This is a genomic window from Streptomyces sp. NBC_00091 (assembly GCF_026343185.1).
Classification (GTDB): Bacteria; Actinomycetota; Actinomycetes; order Streptomycetales; family Streptomycetaceae; genus Streptomyces.
Map to the genome: position 1 here is coordinate 1,872,962 of NZ_JAPEMA010000001.1, position 16,089 is coordinate 1,889,050.

Annotated in this window: 22 protein-coding genes; 1 reads left to right on the forward strand and 21 read right to left on the reverse strand. The window is 66.6% G+C overall.

The window, feature by feature from the left end; all coding sequences use genetic code 11:
* From rplF to rpsL, 21 genes are all read right to left on the reverse strand, one after another.
* Complete coding sequence (rplF, locus tag OOK34_RS08290; protein WP_267033227.1) at positions 1-540, reverse strand: 50S ribosomal protein L6; 540 nt, start codon at positions 538-540, stop codon at positions 1-3.
* A 20-nt stretch (positions 541-560) separates the two neighbouring features.
* Complete coding sequence (gene rpsH / locus OOK34_RS08295) at positions 561-959, reverse strand: 30S ribosomal protein S8 (protein ID WP_007265911.1); 399 nt, start codon at positions 957-959, stop codon at positions 561-563.
* Positions 960-1,183: 224 nt separating this feature from the next.
* Positions 1,184-1,369 (reverse strand): type Z 30S ribosomal protein S14, encoded by a 186-nt coding sequence (locus OOK34_RS08300; RefSeq protein WP_003956452.1) that lies wholly within the window; start codon positions 1,367-1,369, stop codon positions 1,184-1,186.
* A 5-nt stretch (positions 1,370-1,374) separates the two neighbouring features.
* On the reverse strand, positions 1,375-1,926 hold the full coding sequence (gene rplE / locus OOK34_RS08305) for a 50S ribosomal protein L5 (protein WP_030154702.1): 552 nt from the start codon (positions 1,924-1,926) through the stop codon (positions 1,375-1,377).
* The gene (gene rplX, locus OOK34_RS08310; RefSeq protein WP_267033228.1) at positions 1,926-2,237 is read right to left on the reverse strand and encodes a 50S ribosomal protein L24; all 312 of its coding nucleotides are present in this window, start codon (positions 2,235-2,237) and stop codon (positions 1,926-1,928) included. Before rplX ends, rplE begins: the two co-directional genes overlap by 1 nt.
* Positions 2,238-2,239: 2 nt before the next feature.
* Positions 2,240-2,608, reverse strand: a complete 369-nt coding sequence (rplN, locus tag OOK34_RS08315; RefSeq protein WP_008739701.1) for a 50S ribosomal protein L14 — start codon at positions 2,606-2,608, stop codon at positions 2,240-2,242.
* A gap of 108 nt (positions 2,609-2,716) precedes the next feature.
* Positions 2,717-2,998 carry a 30S ribosomal protein S17 gene (rpsQ, locus tag OOK34_RS08320; RefSeq protein WP_030008467.1) on the reverse strand — a complete coding sequence of 94 codons (282 nt, stop codon included), beginning with the start codon at positions 2,996-2,998 and terminating at the stop codon, positions 2,717-2,719.
* Complete coding sequence (rpmC, locus tag OOK34_RS08325; protein ID WP_008739703.1) at positions 2,998-3,222, reverse strand: 50S ribosomal protein L29; 225 nt, start codon at positions 3,220-3,222, stop codon at positions 2,998-3,000. Before rpmC ends, rpsQ begins: the two co-directional genes overlap by 1 nt.
* The gene (gene rplP / locus OOK34_RS08330; RefSeq protein ID WP_112447745.1) at positions 3,222-3,641 is read right to left on the reverse strand and encodes a 50S ribosomal protein L16; all 420 of its coding nucleotides are present in this window, start codon (positions 3,639-3,641) and stop codon (positions 3,222-3,224) included. Before rplP ends, rpmC begins: the two co-directional genes overlap by 1 nt.
* Before the next feature lie 5 nt (positions 3,642-3,646).
* The gene (gene rpsC, locus OOK34_RS08335) at positions 3,647-4,489 is read right to left on the reverse strand and encodes a 30S ribosomal protein S3 (RefSeq protein WP_008739710.1); all 843 of its coding nucleotides are present in this window, start codon (positions 4,487-4,489) and stop codon (positions 3,647-3,649) included.
* Positions 4,489-4,836: a 50S ribosomal protein L22 gene (gene rplV / locus OOK34_RS08340; RefSeq protein WP_007265904.1), complete on the reverse strand. Its 348-nt coding sequence runs from the start codon at positions 4,834-4,836 to the stop codon at positions 4,489-4,491. The genes rpsC and rplV overlap by 1 nt, the downstream gene beginning before the upstream one ends.
* Before the next feature lie 43 nt (positions 4,837-4,879).
* On the reverse strand, positions 4,880-5,161 hold the full coding sequence (rpsS, locus tag OOK34_RS08345; RefSeq protein ID WP_008739713.1) for a 30S ribosomal protein S19: 282 nt from the start codon (positions 5,159-5,161) through the stop codon (positions 4,880-4,882).
* Between the two features lie 12 nt (positions 5,162-5,173).
* Positions 5,174-6,010: a 50S ribosomal protein L2 gene (rplB, locus tag OOK34_RS08350; RefSeq protein WP_008739715.1), complete on the reverse strand. Its 837-nt coding sequence runs from the start codon at positions 6,008-6,010 to the stop codon at positions 5,174-5,176.
* A gap of 39 nt (positions 6,011-6,049) precedes the next feature.
* Positions 6,050-6,373 (reverse strand): 50S ribosomal protein L23, encoded by a 324-nt coding sequence (rplW, locus tag OOK34_RS08355; protein WP_030154694.1) that lies wholly within the window; start codon positions 6,371-6,373, stop codon positions 6,050-6,052.
* Positions 6,373-7,023, reverse strand: coding sequence for a 50S ribosomal protein L4 (gene rplD / locus OOK34_RS08360; RefSeq protein ID WP_267033229.1), 651 nt, complete (start codon positions 7,021-7,023; stop codon positions 6,373-6,375). Before rplD ends, rplW begins: the two co-directional genes overlap by 1 nt.
* 4 nt (positions 7,024-7,027) lie before the next feature.
* Positions 7,028-7,672, reverse strand: coding sequence for a 50S ribosomal protein L3 (gene rplC / locus OOK34_RS08365; protein ID WP_007265899.1), 645 nt, complete (start codon positions 7,670-7,672; stop codon positions 7,028-7,030).
* A gap of 14 nt (positions 7,673-7,686) precedes the next feature.
* Positions 7,687-7,995, reverse strand: a complete 309-nt coding sequence (gene rpsJ, locus OOK34_RS08370; protein ID WP_003948644.1) for a 30S ribosomal protein S10 — start codon at positions 7,993-7,995, stop codon at positions 7,687-7,689.
* A gap of 842 nt (positions 7,996-8,837) precedes the next feature.
* Entirely contained in the window at positions 8,838-10,031 is a 1,194-nt protein-coding gene (gene tuf / locus OOK34_RS08375; protein WP_267033230.1) for an elongation factor Tu, read from the reverse strand.
* 153 nt (positions 10,032-10,184) lie between these two features.
* Entirely contained in the window at positions 10,185-12,317 is a 2,133-nt protein-coding gene (gene fusA / locus OOK34_RS08380) for an elongation factor G (protein ID WP_267033231.1), read from the reverse strand.
* Positions 12,318-12,356: 39 nt separating this feature from the next.
* Positions 12,357-12,827, reverse strand: a complete 471-nt coding sequence (rpsG, locus tag OOK34_RS08385) for a 30S ribosomal protein S7 (RefSeq protein WP_007265894.1) — start codon at positions 12,825-12,827, stop codon at positions 12,357-12,359.
* A gap of 2 nt (positions 12,828-12,829) precedes the next feature.
* Positions 12,830-13,201, reverse strand: coding sequence for a 30S ribosomal protein S12 (rpsL, locus tag OOK34_RS08390; protein WP_007265893.1), 372 nt, complete (start codon positions 13,199-13,201; stop codon positions 12,830-12,832).
* A gap of 402 nt (positions 13,202-13,603) precedes the next feature.
* Between rpsL and OOK34_RS08395 the strand changes: the two genes are divergently transcribed.
* Positions 13,604-16,081, forward strand: coding sequence for a YfhO family protein (locus tag OOK34_RS08395; RefSeq protein ID WP_267033232.1), 2,478 nt, complete (start codon positions 13,604-13,606; stop codon positions 16,079-16,081).
* The last annotated feature ends 8 nt before the right edge of the window (positions 16,082-16,089 follow it).

A 16,089-nucleotide genomic window follows, 5' to 3' on the forward strand; every position in this document is an offset into this window, starting at 1 on the left:
CTACTTACCAGCCTTTCCGACCTTGCGGCGGATGACTTCGCCGGCGTACTTGACACCCTTGGCCTTGTACGGGTCGGGCTTCCGCAGCTTGCGGATGTTGGCGGCGACCTCGCCGACCTTCTGCTTGTCGATGCCCTCGACCGTGAACTTGGTCGGCGACTCGACCTTGAACGAGATGCCGTCAGGCGCCTCGATCAGGATCGGGTGGCTGTAACCGAGCTGGAACTCCAGGTCGGAGCCCTTCGCGGCGACGCGGTAACCGACACCGCTGATCTCGAGAGCCTTGACGTAACCCGTGGTCACGCCGGTGATCATGTTCGCCACCAGCGTGCGGGACAGGCCGTGCAGGGCCTTGTTCTGACGCTCGTCGTTGGGGCGGGTGACGTTCAGAACGCCGTCCTCACCCTTGACGATCTCGATCGGCGCGGCGACGGTGTGGGAAAGGAGACCCTTGGGGCCCTTCACCGCGACCGTGCGGCCATCGATGGTGACGTCCACACCGGCGGGAACCTGGATGGGGAGCTTGCCGATTCGCGACATTGCTTTTCCTCCGTTCCCGACTACCAGACGTAGGCGAGGACTTCCCCACCTACGCCCTTCTTGCCTGCCTGCTGGCCGGTGAGGAGACCGTGGGACGTGGAGATGATCGCCACGCCCAGGCCGCCGAGCACCTTCGGCAGGTTGGTGGACTTCGCGTACACGCGCAGACCGGGCTTCGAGATCCGCTTGATGCCCGCAATGGAGCGCTCGCGGTTCGGCCCGAACTTCAGCTCGAGGACGAGGTTCTTGCCGACCTCGGCGTCCTCGACCTTCCAGCCGGTGATGAAACCCTCCTGCTTGAGGATCTCTGCGATGTGCGACTTGATCTTGCTGTGCGGCATCACGACGGTGTCGTGGTACGCCGAGTTAGCGTTACGCAGACGCGTGAGCATGTCTGCGATCGGGTCAGTCATGGTCATGAAGTGGCCTTCGGCCTCTCTCGCCGGGGTTTCCTGTATGCGCCATCCCTCTCCCCGCTCAGAGGCGGGACGGGTGCGGTGCGGGGACCTACGGCGTAGTAAGTCGTTATGGGCGGCGGACGCCCAACCACACAAGCCTAAGGCATGCGGGGCCGGGCATCCGCCGACCAGATGCTTACCGAGAGTCTCTGGTACTTCCCCAAGTCCTTACGGACCGGAGGTAGTTACCAGGAGCTCTTGGTCACGCCCGGCAGCTCGCCACGGTGAGCCATCTCACGAAGGCAGACGCGGCACAGGCCGAACTTGCGGTACACGGAGTGGGGGCGACCGCAGCGCTGGCAGCGGGTGTACGCACGCACACCGAACTTGGGCTTGCGGGCAGCCTTCGCGATGAGAGCCTTCTTCGCCATCTCGCTTACGCCTCCTTGAAGGGGAAGCCGAGGTGACGGAGGAGCGCGCGGCCCTCAGCGTCGTTGGTCGCCGTGGTGACCACGGTGATGTCCATACCCCGGGTACGGTCGATCTTGTCCTGGTCGATCTCGTGGAACATGACCTGCTCCGTGAGACCGAAGGTGTAGTTGCCACGGCCGTCGAACTGCTTCGGCGACAGACCACGGAAGTCACGGATACGCGGCAGCGCGAGCGACAGCGTACGGTCCAGGAACTCCCACATGCGGTCACCACGGAGGGTGACGTGGCAGCCGATCGGCTGACCCTCGCGCAGCTTGAACTGCGCGATGGACTTGCGGGCCTTCGTGACGGCCGGCTTCTGACCGGTGATCGTCGTCAGGTCGCGGATGGCGCCGTCGATCAGCTTGGAGTCGCGGGCGGCGTCGCCCACACCCATGTTGACCACGATCTTCACGAGGCCGGGGATCTGCATGACGTTCTCGTAGGAGAACTCCTCACGCAGCTTGCCCGCGATGTCCTCGCGGTACTTCGTCTTGAGACGCGGAGTGGTAGCCATCAGATGTCCTCACCCGTCCGCTTGGCAACGCGGATCTTGTTGCCCTCGTCGTCGAAGCGGTAGCCGACGCGGGTGACGACCTTCTCGCCGTCCTTCTCCACAACCAGCTGAACGTTGCTGACGTGGACCGGGGCCTCGGTGATCACAATGCCACCGGCCTGGTTCTGGCCAGCCTTGGTGTGCTTCTTGACCCGGTTGACACCCTCGACGAGGACGCGGTCGTCGGCGGGGAAGGCCGCGATGACCTTGCCCTGCTTGCCCTTGTCCTTACCGGTGATGACCTGAACCAGGTCGCCCTTCTTGATCTTCATGCTTACAGCACCTCCGGCGCGAGCGAGATGATCTTCATGAACTTCTTCTCGCGCAGCTCACGGCCCACCGGGCCGAAGATACGGGTGCCGCGAGGGTCGCCGTCGTTCTTCAGAATGACGGCGGCGTTCTCGTCAAAGCGGATGTACGAGCCGTCCTGGCGGCGACGCTCCTTGACGGTGCGAACGATGACCGCCTTGACGACGTCACCCTTCTTCACGTTGCCACCGGGGATCGCGTCCTTGACGGTGGCGACGATGACGTCACCGATGCCCGCGTAGCGGCGACCGGAACCACCGAGAACACGGATGCAAAGGATTTCCTTGGCACCAGTGTTGTCGGCGATACGCAGTCGCGACTCCTGCTGGATCACGTGTATCTCCTGTTTGTCTGCCGGTTCCCGGCGGGGGCCTCACACTCCGAAGAGCGGTGGCCCCCACCGAGCCTGGCGGAACGAACCTAAGGGAAACCCCTCAGGTGCTTACTTGGCCTTCTCGAGGATCTCGACGATGCGCCAGCGCTTGCTCGCCGACAGCGGACGCGTCTCCATGATGAGGACGCGGTCGCCGACGCCGGCAGCGTTCTGCTCGTCGTGCGCCTTGAGCTTGTTCGTACGGCGGATGACCTTGCCGTACAGGGCGTGCTTCACGCGGTCCTCGACGGCGACGACGACGGTCTTGTCCATCTTGTCGCTGACGACCAGACCCTCACGGGTCTTGCGGAAACCGCGCTCGGTCTTCTCAGTCACGTTGTTCTCGCTCATCAGGCGCTCTCCACCGTCTCGATACCGAGCTCACGCTCGTGCATCAGGGTGTAGATGCGAGCGATGTCCTTACGGACGGACTTGAGCCGGCCGTTGTTCTCCAGCTGACCAGTGGCCGCCTGGAAGCGGAGCTTGAACAGCTCCTCCTTGGCCTCGCGCAGCTTGCCAACGAGCTCCTCGTTGCCGAGCTCACGCAGCTCGGACGCCTTGGTTCCCGTCGCCATCACGACTCACCTGCCTCGCGCCGAACAATCCGGCACTTCATCGGAAGCTTGTGAGCAGCGCGGGTAAGCGCCTCACGAGCAATCTTCTCGTTCGGGTAGGACAGCTCGAACATGACCCGGCCCGGGTGCACGTTGGCGATCCACCACTCGGGAGAACCCTTACCGGAACCCATGCGGGTCTCGGCCGGCTTCTTCGTCAGGGGGCGGTCCGGGTAGATGTTGATCCAGACCTTGCCGCCACGCTTGATGTGGCGGGTCATCGCGATACGAGCCGCCTCGATCTGGCGGTTCGTCACGTAGGCGGGGGTAAGCGCCTGGATGCCGTACTCGCCGAACGAGACCTCAGTACCGCCCTTGGCCATACCGCTGCGCTTCGGGTGGTGCTGCTTGCGGTGCTTGACCCTACGAGGGATCAGCATGTCGGTCAGGCCTCCGTTCCGGTGCTCTCGGCCGGAGCGGCGGCGGGAGCGTCGGCCTTGGGGGCCTCGGCACCAGCAGCCTGCTGCGGCTTGCGGCCACCACGGCCGCCGCGCTCGCCACCACGGCCACCACGGCCGGCGGGACGGTCGCCAGCGCCCTGAGCACCACGGGCCGGGCGGTTACCCGCACGGGCCGCAGCGTTCTCGGCGCGAACCTCGGCGATGTTCTTGACGTCGCCCTTGTAGATCCAGACCTTCACACCGATACGGCCGAAGGTGGTCTTGGCCTCGAAGAAGCCGTAGTCCACGTTCGCGCGGAGGGTGTGCAGCGGCACACGGCCTTCGCGGTAGAACTCGGAGCGGGACATCTCGGCGCCGCCGAGACGGCCGCCACACTGGATCTTGATGCCCTTGGCGCCGGCCTTCATCGTGCCCTGCATGCTCTTGCGCATGGCACGACGGAAGGAGACGCGGGAGGAGAGCTGCTCGGCAACGGCCTGGGCAACCAGCTGAGCGTCAAGCTCGGGGTTCTTGACCTCGAGGATGTTCAGCTGGACCTGCTTGCCCGTGAGCTTCTCGAGGTCACCGCGGATGCGGTCGGCCTCGGCGCCACGGCGGCCGATGACGATGCCCGGACGAGCGGTGTGGATGTCCACACGCACGCGGTCACGGGTGCGCTCGATCTCAACCTTCGAGATGCCGGCGCGCTCCATGCCGGACGTCATCATCCGACGGATGGCGACGTCTTCCTTGACGTAGTCCTTGTACAGCTTGTCGGCGTACCAACGCGACTTGAAGTCGGTGGTGATGCCGAGCCGGAACCCGTGCGGGTTTACCTTCTGGCCCATTACCGGGAACCTTCCTTGCTGCTGACGACCACGGTGATGTGGCTGGTCCGCTTGCGGATCCGGTAGGCACGGCCCTGGGCACGCGGACGGAACCGCTTCAGGGTCGGGCCCTCGTCCACGTACGCCTCGCTGATGACCAGCGTGGAGGCGTCCGGGTGGTTGTAGTTGTGTGCGGCGTTGGCAATGGCGCTGTCCAGCACCTTGCCGACCGGCACGCTCGCGGCCTGCGGGGCGAAACGCAGGACCGCCTGAGCCTCCGTGGCATCCATGCCACGGATAAGGTCCACCACTCGGCGGGCCTTCATGGGCGTGACGCGGATGTACCGCGCCTGGGCCCTGGCTTCCATGGTTGTCCCTTCGGTGTAAGTCATAGTCATAACCACCCCGCCTTTAGCGGCGCTTCGACTTCCGGTCGTCCTTGACGTGGCCGCGGAAGGTGCGAGTCGGCGAGAACTCGCCGAGCTTGTGGCCGACCATCGACTCGGTGACGAACACCGGGACGTGGGTCTTGCCGTTGTGCACCGCGATGGTGTGACCCAGCATGCTGGGGATGATCATCGAGCGACGGGACCAGGTCTTGATGACGTTCTTGGTGCCGGCTTCGTTCTGGACATCCACCTTCTTTACGAGGTGGTCGTCGACGAAGGGCCCCTTCTTGAGACTGCGCGGCATCTAAACCCGCTCCTAGCGCTTCTTGTTCGTCTTGCGGCGGCGGACGATGTACTTGCTCGAAGCCTTCTTCGGCGAGCGAGTACGACCCTCCTTCTGACCCCACGGGGAGACCGGGTGGCGACCACCACTGGTCTTGCCCTCACCACCACCGTGCGGGTGGTCAACCGGGTTCATCGCGACACCGCGGACGGACGGGCGAACGCCCTTCCAGCGCATACGGCCGGCCTTGCCCCAGTTGATGTTCGACTGCTCGGCGTTGCCGACCTCGCCGACCGTGGCGCGGCAGCGCGCGTCGACGAGACGGATCTCACCGGACGGCATACGAAGGTGGGCCATCGTGCCCTCCTTCGCCAGCAGCTGCACGGAGGCACCGGCCGAGCGGGCGAACTTCGCGCCGCCACCGGGACGGAGCTCGATCGCGTGGATCGTGGTACCGACCGGGATGTTGCGGAGCGCCAGGTTGTTACCGGGCTTGATGTCGGCCGTGGGGCCGTTCTCAATCCGGTCGCCCTGCTTCAGAGCCTTCGGCGCGATGATGTAGCGCTTCTCGCCGTCCGCGTAGTGCAGGAGCGCGATGCGCGCGGTGCGGTTGGGGTCGTACTCGATGTGCGCGACCTTGGCCGGCACGCCGTCCTTGTCGTGACGACGGAAGTCGATCACGCGGTAGGCGCGCTTGTGTCCACCACCCTGGTGGCGAACGGTGATCCGACCGGTGTTGTTACGGCCGCCCTTGCTGTGCAGGGGGCGAACCAGCGACTTCTCCGGCGTGGACCGCGTGATCTCGACAAAGTCGGCGACGCTGGAGCCACGACGGCCCGGGGTCGTCGGCTTGTACTTGCGGATACCCATTTCTCAGTCCTCGTCCGATTCCGGACGACTAGACCTCCGTTAGGAGGCCTGGCCGCCGAAGATGTCGATTCGGTCGCCCTCAGCGAGGGTCACGATGGCGCGCTTGGTGTCAGCGCGCTTGCCGAAACCGGTCTTGGTGCGCTTGCGCTTACCCTGACGGTTGATCGTGTTGACCCCGGTGACCTTGACCCCGAAGACCGCCTCGACGGCCTGCTTGATCTGGGTCTTGTTGGAGCCGGGCGCGACGATGAACGTGTACTTGTTCTCGTCCAGCAGCGCGTAGCTCTTCTCCGAGACAACCGGCTTGATCAGCAGGTCGCGCGGGTCAGTGAAGGTCTTGCTGGTAACGGTCGCCTCAGACATCAGGCGTCGCTCCCTTCGGTCTCATCGGCCTTGGGGCCAGACACGAAGGACTCGAAAGCGGCCTGGGTGAAGACCACGTCGTCAGAGACGATCACGTCGTACGTGTTCAGCTGGCCCGGCTCCAGGATGTGAACCTGGGGCAGGTTGCGGGCGGACAGCCACGCGGCCTCTTCGCTGCGGTCGACGACCAGGAGCAGGTTCTTGCGCTCCGAGATCTTGCCGAACAGCGTCTTGGCGGCCTTCGTGGAGGCGGCACCCTCGACCACGCCGGTGACGACGTGGATGCGGGAGTGACGCGCACGGTCCGAGAGGGCACCGCGGAGGGCGGCGGCCTTCATCTTCTTCGGGGTCCGCTGGGAGTAGTCACGCGGCTGCGGGCCGTGGACGACGCCACCGCCGACGAACTGCGGAGCGCGGGTGGAACCCTGGCGAGCGCGGCCGGTGCCCTTCTGGCGGTACGGCTTGCGGCCACCACCACGGACTTCGCCACGACGCTTGGTCTTGTGCGTGCCCTGACGGGCAGCAGCCAGCTGAGCGACAACGACCTGGTGGATCAGCGGAACGCTGGTCTTCGCGTCGAAGATCTCCGCGGGGAGCTCGACGGTACCGGCCTTGTCGCCTGCCGGCGAAAGGATGTCAATGGTGCTCATTACCTCAAGCCCCCTTGGCCGCGGTACGGACCAGGACGAGGCCGCCGTTCGGACCGGGGACCGCACCCTTGATAAGGAGCAGACCCTTCTCCGCGTCAACCGCGTGGATGGTCAGGTTCTGGGTGGTGACGCGCTCGTTACCCATACGACCGGCCATGCGCATGCCCTTGAAGACACGCCCAGGGGTGGCGCAGCCACCGATCGAACCGGGGGAGCGGTGCTTGCGCTGCACACCGTGACCGGCGCCGAGGCCCCGGAAGTTGTGCCGCTTCATGACACCGGCGAAGCCCTTGCCCTTGCTGTTGCCCGTGACGTCAACCTTGACGCCGGACTCGAACACCTCAGCAGTGATCTCCTGGCCGAGCGTGTACTCGCTGGCGTCGGAGGTGCGGAGCTCCACCAGGTGGCGGCGGGGGGTGACGTCGGCCTTGGCGAAGTGGCCCTTGAGGGGCTTGTTCACCTTGCGCGGGTCGATCTCGCCGAAGGCGATCTGGACCGACTCGTAGCCGTCGATGTCGTTCGTACGGACCTGGGTAACGACGCAGGGTCCGGCCTTGACCACGGTGACCGGGACGACACGGTTGTTCTCGTCCCAGACCTGGGTCATGCCGAGCTTCTCGCCCAGGACGCCCTTGATCTGCTTTGCCATCTTCTCGACGCCTCTCAGAGCTTGATCTCGATGTCAACGCCGGCCGGAAGGTCCAGGCGCATCAGCGAGTCAACGGTCTTGGGCGTCGGGTCGAGGATGTCGATCAGGCGCTTGTGCGTGCGCATCTCGAAGTGCTCGCGCGAGTCCTTGTACTTGTGCGGCGACTTGATGACGCAGTACACGTTCTTCTCAGTGGGCAGCGGCACCGGGCCCGCGACCGACGCACCAGTGCGCGTCACCGTCTCGACGATCTTCTTCGCCGAGGAATCGATGACCTCGTGGTCGTAGGCCTTGAGCCGGATGCGGATCTTCTGTCCCGCCATGGCTACTCCGTAGTCCTGTCTCTGTGTGGAAACGCTCTGGCCCTCGGCCGGCCGCAGGAGCAGCTCCTGCAGTCCTTCCTCCGACCCACGCGGTCGGGCGTGTCGCACTCCCTCTACAGAAAATTCCCATACGGAAATTCCCTCGTCCAAGGGGGTGCGGTCCCTGGACCGCGCATCGGGGGAAAGACACCCACCGAGTGCCTGGTGTGCGCCGTGCTGATACTTCCCAGAAGATTCCCGTACGTCCGTCCTCATTGCTGCCCCGAAAGGCAGATTAAGGACGACGAGTACTGTGGGACTCGCTTCCGGTCCTCCCGGCGGGAGGCGCACAGCATCGGCACTCAACCGAGCAACTTGAGTAGTCTGCCATACGAGACGGGCACCTGGCCAATCGGGCCGAAGAGAATACCCCGCCGCGCGATCACGTCAAACCGCGCCACACCCATCGCCCGACGGGGACCGTCCCAGGTCAGAACCTTGTGATCTCTCCGCATTCGTCCGCCGCGGGGCCGTCCAGGTTCCTGCTGCGGTCGTACGGGTCGACCGGGTCACCGGAGGGGGTCGGGCCGCCCGGGAGGCGTCTTCAGCGCCGGCGAGCCCCGGAATGGGTCCTTCAGCGTCGGCTGGTCCGGGTACACGGCCTCCGGGGCCCCGGTCGGACGTACGGGACTCCGCCGGCAGCGGCGGGCCCCCTCGGCCGCCTGACGGGCTTCGGCCTTCCCGGTCAGCAGCCCTTACGGGGTACGACGAAGGGCCCCTCCCCCGCCGCCGGAGCGGTGGGGAAGGGGCCCTCCCGTCAAACATGGTGCCCGCTCGCGCGAGCTACCAGGTCAGAACACGAATTACTTCGTGATCTTGGTGACCTGGCCGGCGCCCACGGTACGACCACCCTCACGGATGGCGAACTTCAGGCCCTCCTCCATGGCGACCGGCTGGATCAGCGCGACCGTCATGTCGGTGTTGTCGCCCGGCATGACCATCTCGGTGCCCTCGGGGAGGGTAACGACGCCGGTCACGTCCGTGGTACGGAAGTAGAACTGCGGGCGGTAGTTGTTGAAGAACGGGGTGTGACGGCCACCCTCGTCCTTCGACAGGATGTACGCGGCGGCCTCGAACTCGGTGTGCGGCGTGACCGAACCGGGCTTGATGATGACCTGGCCGCGCTCGACGTCCTCGCGCTTGATGCCACGGAGGAGCAGACCGACGTTCTCGCCGGCCTGGCCCTCGTCGAGCAGCTTGCGGAACATCTCGATGCCGGTGACCGTGGTGGTGGTCTTCTCGGTCTTGATGCCGATGATGTCGACGGTCTCGTTGACCTTCAGGACACCACGCTCGATACGACCGGTGACGACGGTGCCACGACCGGTGATCGTGAAGACGTCCTCGACGGGCATGAGGAACGGCTTCTCGGTGTCACGCGGCGGGGTGGGGATCGCCTCGTCGACGGCCTTCATGAGGCCGAGGAGCTTCTCGCCCCACTCCTTGTCGCCCTCGAGCGCCTTCAGCGCGGAGACCTGGACGACCGGAAGGTCGTCGCCCGGGAAGTCGTACTCGGAGAGCAGCTCACGGACCTCGAGCTCGACGAGCTCCAGGATCTCCTCGTCGTCCACCATGTCGGCCTTGTTCAGGGCGACGACGATGTAGGGGACGCCGACCTGGCGGGCCAGGAGCACGTGCTCCTTGGTCTGCGGCATCGGGCCGTCGGTGGCGGCGACCACGAGGATGGCACCGTCCATCTGGGCGGCACCGGTGATCATGTTCTTGATGTAGTCCGCGTGACCCGGGCAGTCGACGTGGGCGTAGTGACGCGCCTCGGTCTGGTACTCGACGTGCGCGATGGAGATGGTGATACCGCGCTGGCGCTCCTCAGGAGCCTTGTCGATCTGGTCGAAGGCCGAGGCCTCGTTCAGGTCCGGGTACGCGTCGTGCAGCACCTTGGTAATGGCGGCCGTGAGGGTCGTCTTACCGTGGTCAATGTGACCGATGGTGCCGATGTTGACGTGCGGCTTAGTCCGCTCGAACTTCGCCTTCGCCACGGGGGTCCTCCTGGAGAGTGGTTCTGTACGCCTTACAGATCGGCGCCAGGTGATCTTTGCTGGAAAGCCGGCCGGTCCCCGGGGCAACGAGAGCGTGGCTCCTGTTGCCCCAGAGGCTGCCGGTGACAAGCCTAAAGCGTGTACTCGGAAGAGTTACTCGCCCTTGGCCTTCGCGATGATCTCCTCAGCGACGTTCCGGGGAACCTCGGCGTAGGAGTCGAACTGCATCGAGTAGCTGGCGCGACCCGAGGTCTTGCTGCGGAGGTCTCCGACGTAGCCGAACATCTCCGAAAGCGGCACGAGGCCCTTCACGACGCGAGCGCCGTGACGCTCCTCCATGGCCTGGATCTGGCCACGGCGGGAGTTGATGTCGCCGATCACGTCACCCATGTAGTCCTCGGGCGTGGTGACCTCTACGGCCATCATCGGCTCCATGAGCACGGGGGACGCCTTGCGCGCGGCCTCCTTGAAGGCCTGCGAACCGGCGATCTTGAACGCGAGCTCGGAGGAGTCGACCTCGTGGTAGCCACCGTCGAGAAGCGTGACGCGGACGCCCGTCATCTCGTAGCCGGCCAGGATGCCGAACTGCATGGCCTCCTGCGCACCGGCGTCGACCGAAGGGATGTACTCCTTCGGCACGCGGCCACCGGTGACCTTGTTCACGAACTCGTACGCCGGACCATCGGCGTCCGTGATCGGCTCGATCGCGATCTGCACCTTGGCGAACTGACCGGTACCACCGGTCTGCTTCTTGTGGGTGTAGTCGTGACGCTCCACGGTCCCGCGGATCGTCTCGCGGTAAGCGACCTGCGGCTTGCCGACGTTGGCCTCGACCTTGAACTCGCGCTTCATACGGTCGACCAGCACCTCGAGGTGCAGCTCGCCCATACCGCCGAGGATGGTCTGGCCCGTCTCCTCGTCCGAGTGAACGTGGAAGGAGGGGTCCTCCTCCGCGAGACGCTGGATGGCGACACCCAGCTTCTCCTGGTCACCCTTGGACTTGGGCTCGATGGCGACCTGGATGACCGGGGCCGGGAAGTCCATGGACTCCAGGATCACCTGGTTCTTGTCGTCACACAGCGTCTCACCAGTGGTGGTCTGCTTCAGGCCCATGACGGCGACGATGTCGCCGGCGCCCACCGAGTCGATCTCCTCACGCTTGTTCGCGTGCATGCGGTAGATCTTGCCGATGCGCTCCTTCTTGCCCTTGACGGAGTTCAGCACCGCAGTGCCGGCCTCCAGGCGGCCCGAGTAAACCCGGACGAAGGTGAGCTTGCCGAGGTGCGGGTCGCTCATGATCTTGAACGCCAGCGCCGCGAGGGGCTCCTCGTCGGAAGGCTTGCGCTTCACGACGACCTCGGGGTCCCGGACGTCGTGGCCTTCGATGGCCTCGATGTCCAGGGGCGAGGGCAGGTAGCGGACGACGGCGTCGAGCAGGGGCTGGACGCCCTTGTTCTTGAACGCCGTGCCACAGAACACCGCGGTGATCGTGGGCTCGCCCTTGCCCTTGCCGGAGCCGAGGATGATGCGACGGACGGCGGCGTGCAGCTGCTCCACGGACGGCTCTTCGCCACCGAGGTACAGCTCCATGATCTCGTCGTCGTTCTCGGCGACGGTCTCGACCAGCTTGCCGCGCCACTCTTCAGCAGCCTCGGTGTGCGTGGCCGGGATGTCGACGATGTCGTACATCTCGCCCTTGGTCGCCTCGGCGGACCAGACGAACGCCTTCATCGTGACGAGGTCGACGACACCCTGGAAGTCGGCCTCGGCACCGATGGGGAGCTGCATGACGATCGGAACCGCACCGAGGCGGTCCTTGATCATCTCGACGCAGCGGTGGAACTCGGCGCCGGTGCGGTCGAGCTTGTTGACGAAGCAGATGCGCGGCACGCCGTAGCGGTCCGCCTGACGCCAGACAGTCTCGGACTGCGGCTCCACGCCGGCCACACCGTCGAAGACGGTGACGGCGCCGTCGAGCACGCGGAGCGAACGCTCCACCTCGACGGTGAAGTCGACGTGGCCCGGGGTGTCGATGATGTTGATGGTGTGGTCGACATCTTCGAGCGGCCAGTGGCAGGTCGTAGCGGCAGACGTGATGGTGATACCACGCTCCTGCTCCTGCTCCATCCAGTCCATCGTGGCAGCGCCGTCGTGGACCTCACCGATCTTGTACGACACACCGGTGTAGAACAGGATGCGCTCGGTGGTGGTCGTCTTGCCCGCGTCGATGTGGGCCATGATGCCGATGTTGCGCACCTTGGCCAGGTCAAGCGAAGTGGTAGCCATATCGGCTCAGTCTTCTCTCGGTCTCGATGTGGGTTGGGACTACCAGCGGTAGTGCGCGAAGGCCTTGTTGGACTCGGCCATCTTGTGCGTGTCCTCACGCTTCTTGACGGCAGCGCCAAGACCGTTCGAGGCGTCGAGCAGCTCGTTCATCAGGCGCTCGGTCATGGTCTTCTCGCGGCGGGCGCGGGAGTAACCCACGAGCCAGCGGAGGGCCAGGGTCGACTGGCGACCCGGCTTGACCTCGACGGGAACCTGGTAGGTCGCGCCACCGACACGGCGGGACTTGACCTCGAGGGACGGCTTGACGTTCTCCAGCGCGCGCTTCAGCGTGATGACCGGGTCGTTGCCGGTCTTCTCGCGGAGGCCTTCCATGGCGCCGTAAACGATGCGCTCGGCGGTGGAGCGCTTGCCGTTCAGGAGGATCTTGTTGATGAGCGAGGTCACCAGAGGAGATGCGTAGACCGGGTCGATGATGACCGGGCGCTTCGGGGCGGGGCCCTTACGAGGCATTCTTACTTCTCCTTCTTGGCGCCGTAGCGACTGCGGGCCTGCTTGCGGTTCTTGACAGCCTGGGTGTCAAGCGCACCGCGGATGATCTTGTAACGAACACCCGGCAGGTCCTTCACACGGCCACCACGCACGAGCACGATCGAGTGCTCCTGCAGGTTGTGTCCCTCACCCGGAATGTAAGCGGTGACCTCGATGCCAGAGGTCAGACGCACACGCGCGACCTTACGCAGCGCCGAGTTCGGCTTCTTCGGGGTGGTCGTGAACACTCGCGTGCAGACGCCACGACGCTGGGGCGAAGCCTCAAGCGCGGGGGTCTTTGTCTTCTCGACCTTGTCCTGCCGGCCCTTCCGGACCAGCTGCTGGATCGTAGGCACTACTTCTCCGGTTTCTGTGTGCCGTGTAGTGAAGCTAACCTGGAACTTTGCCGACCCACGCGGTCGGGTGTGTCGGATCCGGCGGACTCCCGCGCAAGCACGGAAACGCATGGATCGCAGTGGCCGATACGGGCTCGCATGCGGTTGATGGACACGCACGGGAGCCCAGGCACACCCCAGGCACAAGGTCTGAGCGTACCCACCGCATCCACTCCGGTCAAAACATAAGCCGCGCCCCCACGGCCCGGACGACCGCACAGCTCAGGCGCCCCACGGGCAACGGGCCCCGCAGCCGGGTCGGCCGCGCGCAGCGGACACCTCCGTGGTAGGGCGGGCGAACTACACTGCCAGCGAATCCCAGCGAGTCAGTCCAAAGAACGTACGAGTGCCAGGAGCAGGACATTGGGGACGGTCACCTCGGAGCCGGCGACGGCGGACGCCCCGCCCCCTGACGGCGGCCGGACCCCCTGGTCACGGCGGCGCGCCGGGCTCCGGCGCCTGTACGGGCCCCTGCTGGCCTTCGTCATCACCGCGGGCGCCTGCTGCGCGGCCTGGGCGGCGCGCGGCACCTTCCCCTTCGGCAACACCGGCCGGGCCCTCAACGACCAGGCCAACCAGTACGTGCCCTTCCACCGCGCCCTGTGGGACCTGGTGCACGGCCAGGCCGCCGGCGACCTGCTCTTCAGCTGGCGGGGCGGCTTCGGACAGCAGTTCCTGTCCGACTACTACACCTACCTCGGCAATCCCTTCTCCTGGCTGGCCGTACTGGTCCCGCGCGAGCACGTGGACCTCGCCGTCTTCGCGATCACCCCGGTCACCATGGGCACCGCCGCCGCCCTGATGGCCGTCTACCTCGGCAAGCTGCACCCCGGGCCGTGGTGGCAGCGGGGCGTGCTCGGAGCCACGTACGGCCTGTGCGGCTGGGCGCTGAGCGACGCCTCCTACATCCCCATGTGGCTGTGGGGCCTGGTCGCCCTCCCGCTGCTCGGCATCGCCGTCGAGTGGTGCCTGGAGGGGCGCCGCTGGCCGGGGGTGGCCCTGCTGGTCTCCCTGGCCTGGTTCGGGAACTTCTACACGGCGATGATGGCCACGATGGCCGCCTGCGTCCTGCTGGCGATCCGGCTGGTCACCCTCGACATGACGGGCGCGCAGCGGCTGCGGGCCCTGGGGCGCGCGGCAACGGCGGCGGCCACGGGCATCCTCCTGACCCTCCCCCTCCTGCTGCCCTCCTTCCTCTCCAGCGGGGCCGCGCAGCCCACCAAGGCCGGCGCCTTCGACCCCGTACGGATCGAGGTCTTCCTCGCCGGGATGCTCCCGGCCACCCACCTGTGGGGCGGCCGCCCGCGCCTGTACGTGGCCTCGCTCGGCCTGATCCTGGCGGGGAGCTTCCTCCTCAACACCTCCATCGCGAAGAAGACCCGCCTGGTCTGGGCGGTGGCCACCCTCCTCGTGGTGGCCTCCTTCCAGTTCCCGCCCACCCAGTACGTGTGGCACGGCCTGGCGGTGCCGAACGGCAACCCGTACCGCGAGGCCTTCGTCTTCAGCGGGATGGTGGTGATCGTGGCCTGGCTGGCGCTGGCCAACCGTCCCCGCCCCCTGCACCTGGCCCTCGTCACCGGCCTGCTGGTCCTGGCCACCTTCGTGCTGCGCCACACCGACGACTTCGGCGGCTGGACCTGGCCGGCCGTCCTGGGCGGCGGCGCCGTCTCCCTGCTGGCCCTGACCCTGCTCGCCCTGGGCGAGAAGCGCCGGTACCTGGTCCCCGTCGCGGCCGTCCTCATGATCGGCGTGGTCTTCGCCGAGTCGGCGGTCGCCGCGGCCAGCGCGGACGCCCGCCGGGCCCGCGAACGCTGGGCGAAGCCGGAGGCGACCTCCAGCCGTTCCATCACGAACCACTTCGACGCGGTCCGGGATGTGGACGGATGGCCCGCCTACCGGACGGACTCGGGCGCGCCGCAGACCTCGTACAACGACGCCCTCGCCCTCCGGGCGGAGGGCCCGCAGTACTACAGCAGCTACCTCCCCGAGGCCACCTACAAGGCCCTCGAACCCCTCGGCTACGGCTTCAAGAACGACGGCCGGACCTTCTTCGGCGCCGACAACCCGGTCCTCGACGCCATCTTCTCGATCGGCGCCCGGGTCCGCCCGGGCACGGCCCCGGGCACCTGGACGGCGGCGAAGTTCCCCGCCCCTCCCCTGGTGACGGTCCGCTCCGCCCCGTACACCTCCCCCAACCCCCCGTCCGTCTACGCCCGCCAGGAGACGGTCCTCGGCGCCACGGTCTACGAGGTCCCGCAGGTCACCCGCGCCGGCACCCCCACCGAGCAGACGTACGCCGCCCAGTGCACGCCCGGCTCCGAGGCGTACTGGTACTCCCCCGAGCTGTTCGGGACCCTGCGCGCGGGCGGCGCGGACCACGCCCTCTGGGACCGCATGACCGGCGTCATCCCCCTCGGCCCCGTCCCCGCCTCGGGCCGCCTCGACGTCACCGTGGAGACCCGCACCGAGAACGCCACGGCCGGCCCCCGCCCCATCGGCTGCCTGGACCGCTCCCGGCTCGACACCGCGGTCCGCCACCTCACCACCACCGGCGCCACCACCGTGCGGACGGGCGGCCACACCATCGAAGCCACCCTCCCCGAGGGCGCCACGGGCACCGCCGTCCTCGCCGTGACCGACATCCCGGGCTGGCAGTGCTCGGCCCCGGTCCGCGACTTCCACGGCCTCCTCGCGCTCCCCCTCACCCCGGGCACCGAGAAGCTCTCCTGCACCTTCACCCCCAAGGGCCTCCCCCCAGGCCTCGCAGCCGCCGCCCTGGCCCTCCTCACCCTGGCCTCGGTCACCACGGCGACCGCCCTCCGCCGCCGCCGCAACGGCTGACAGGGGGC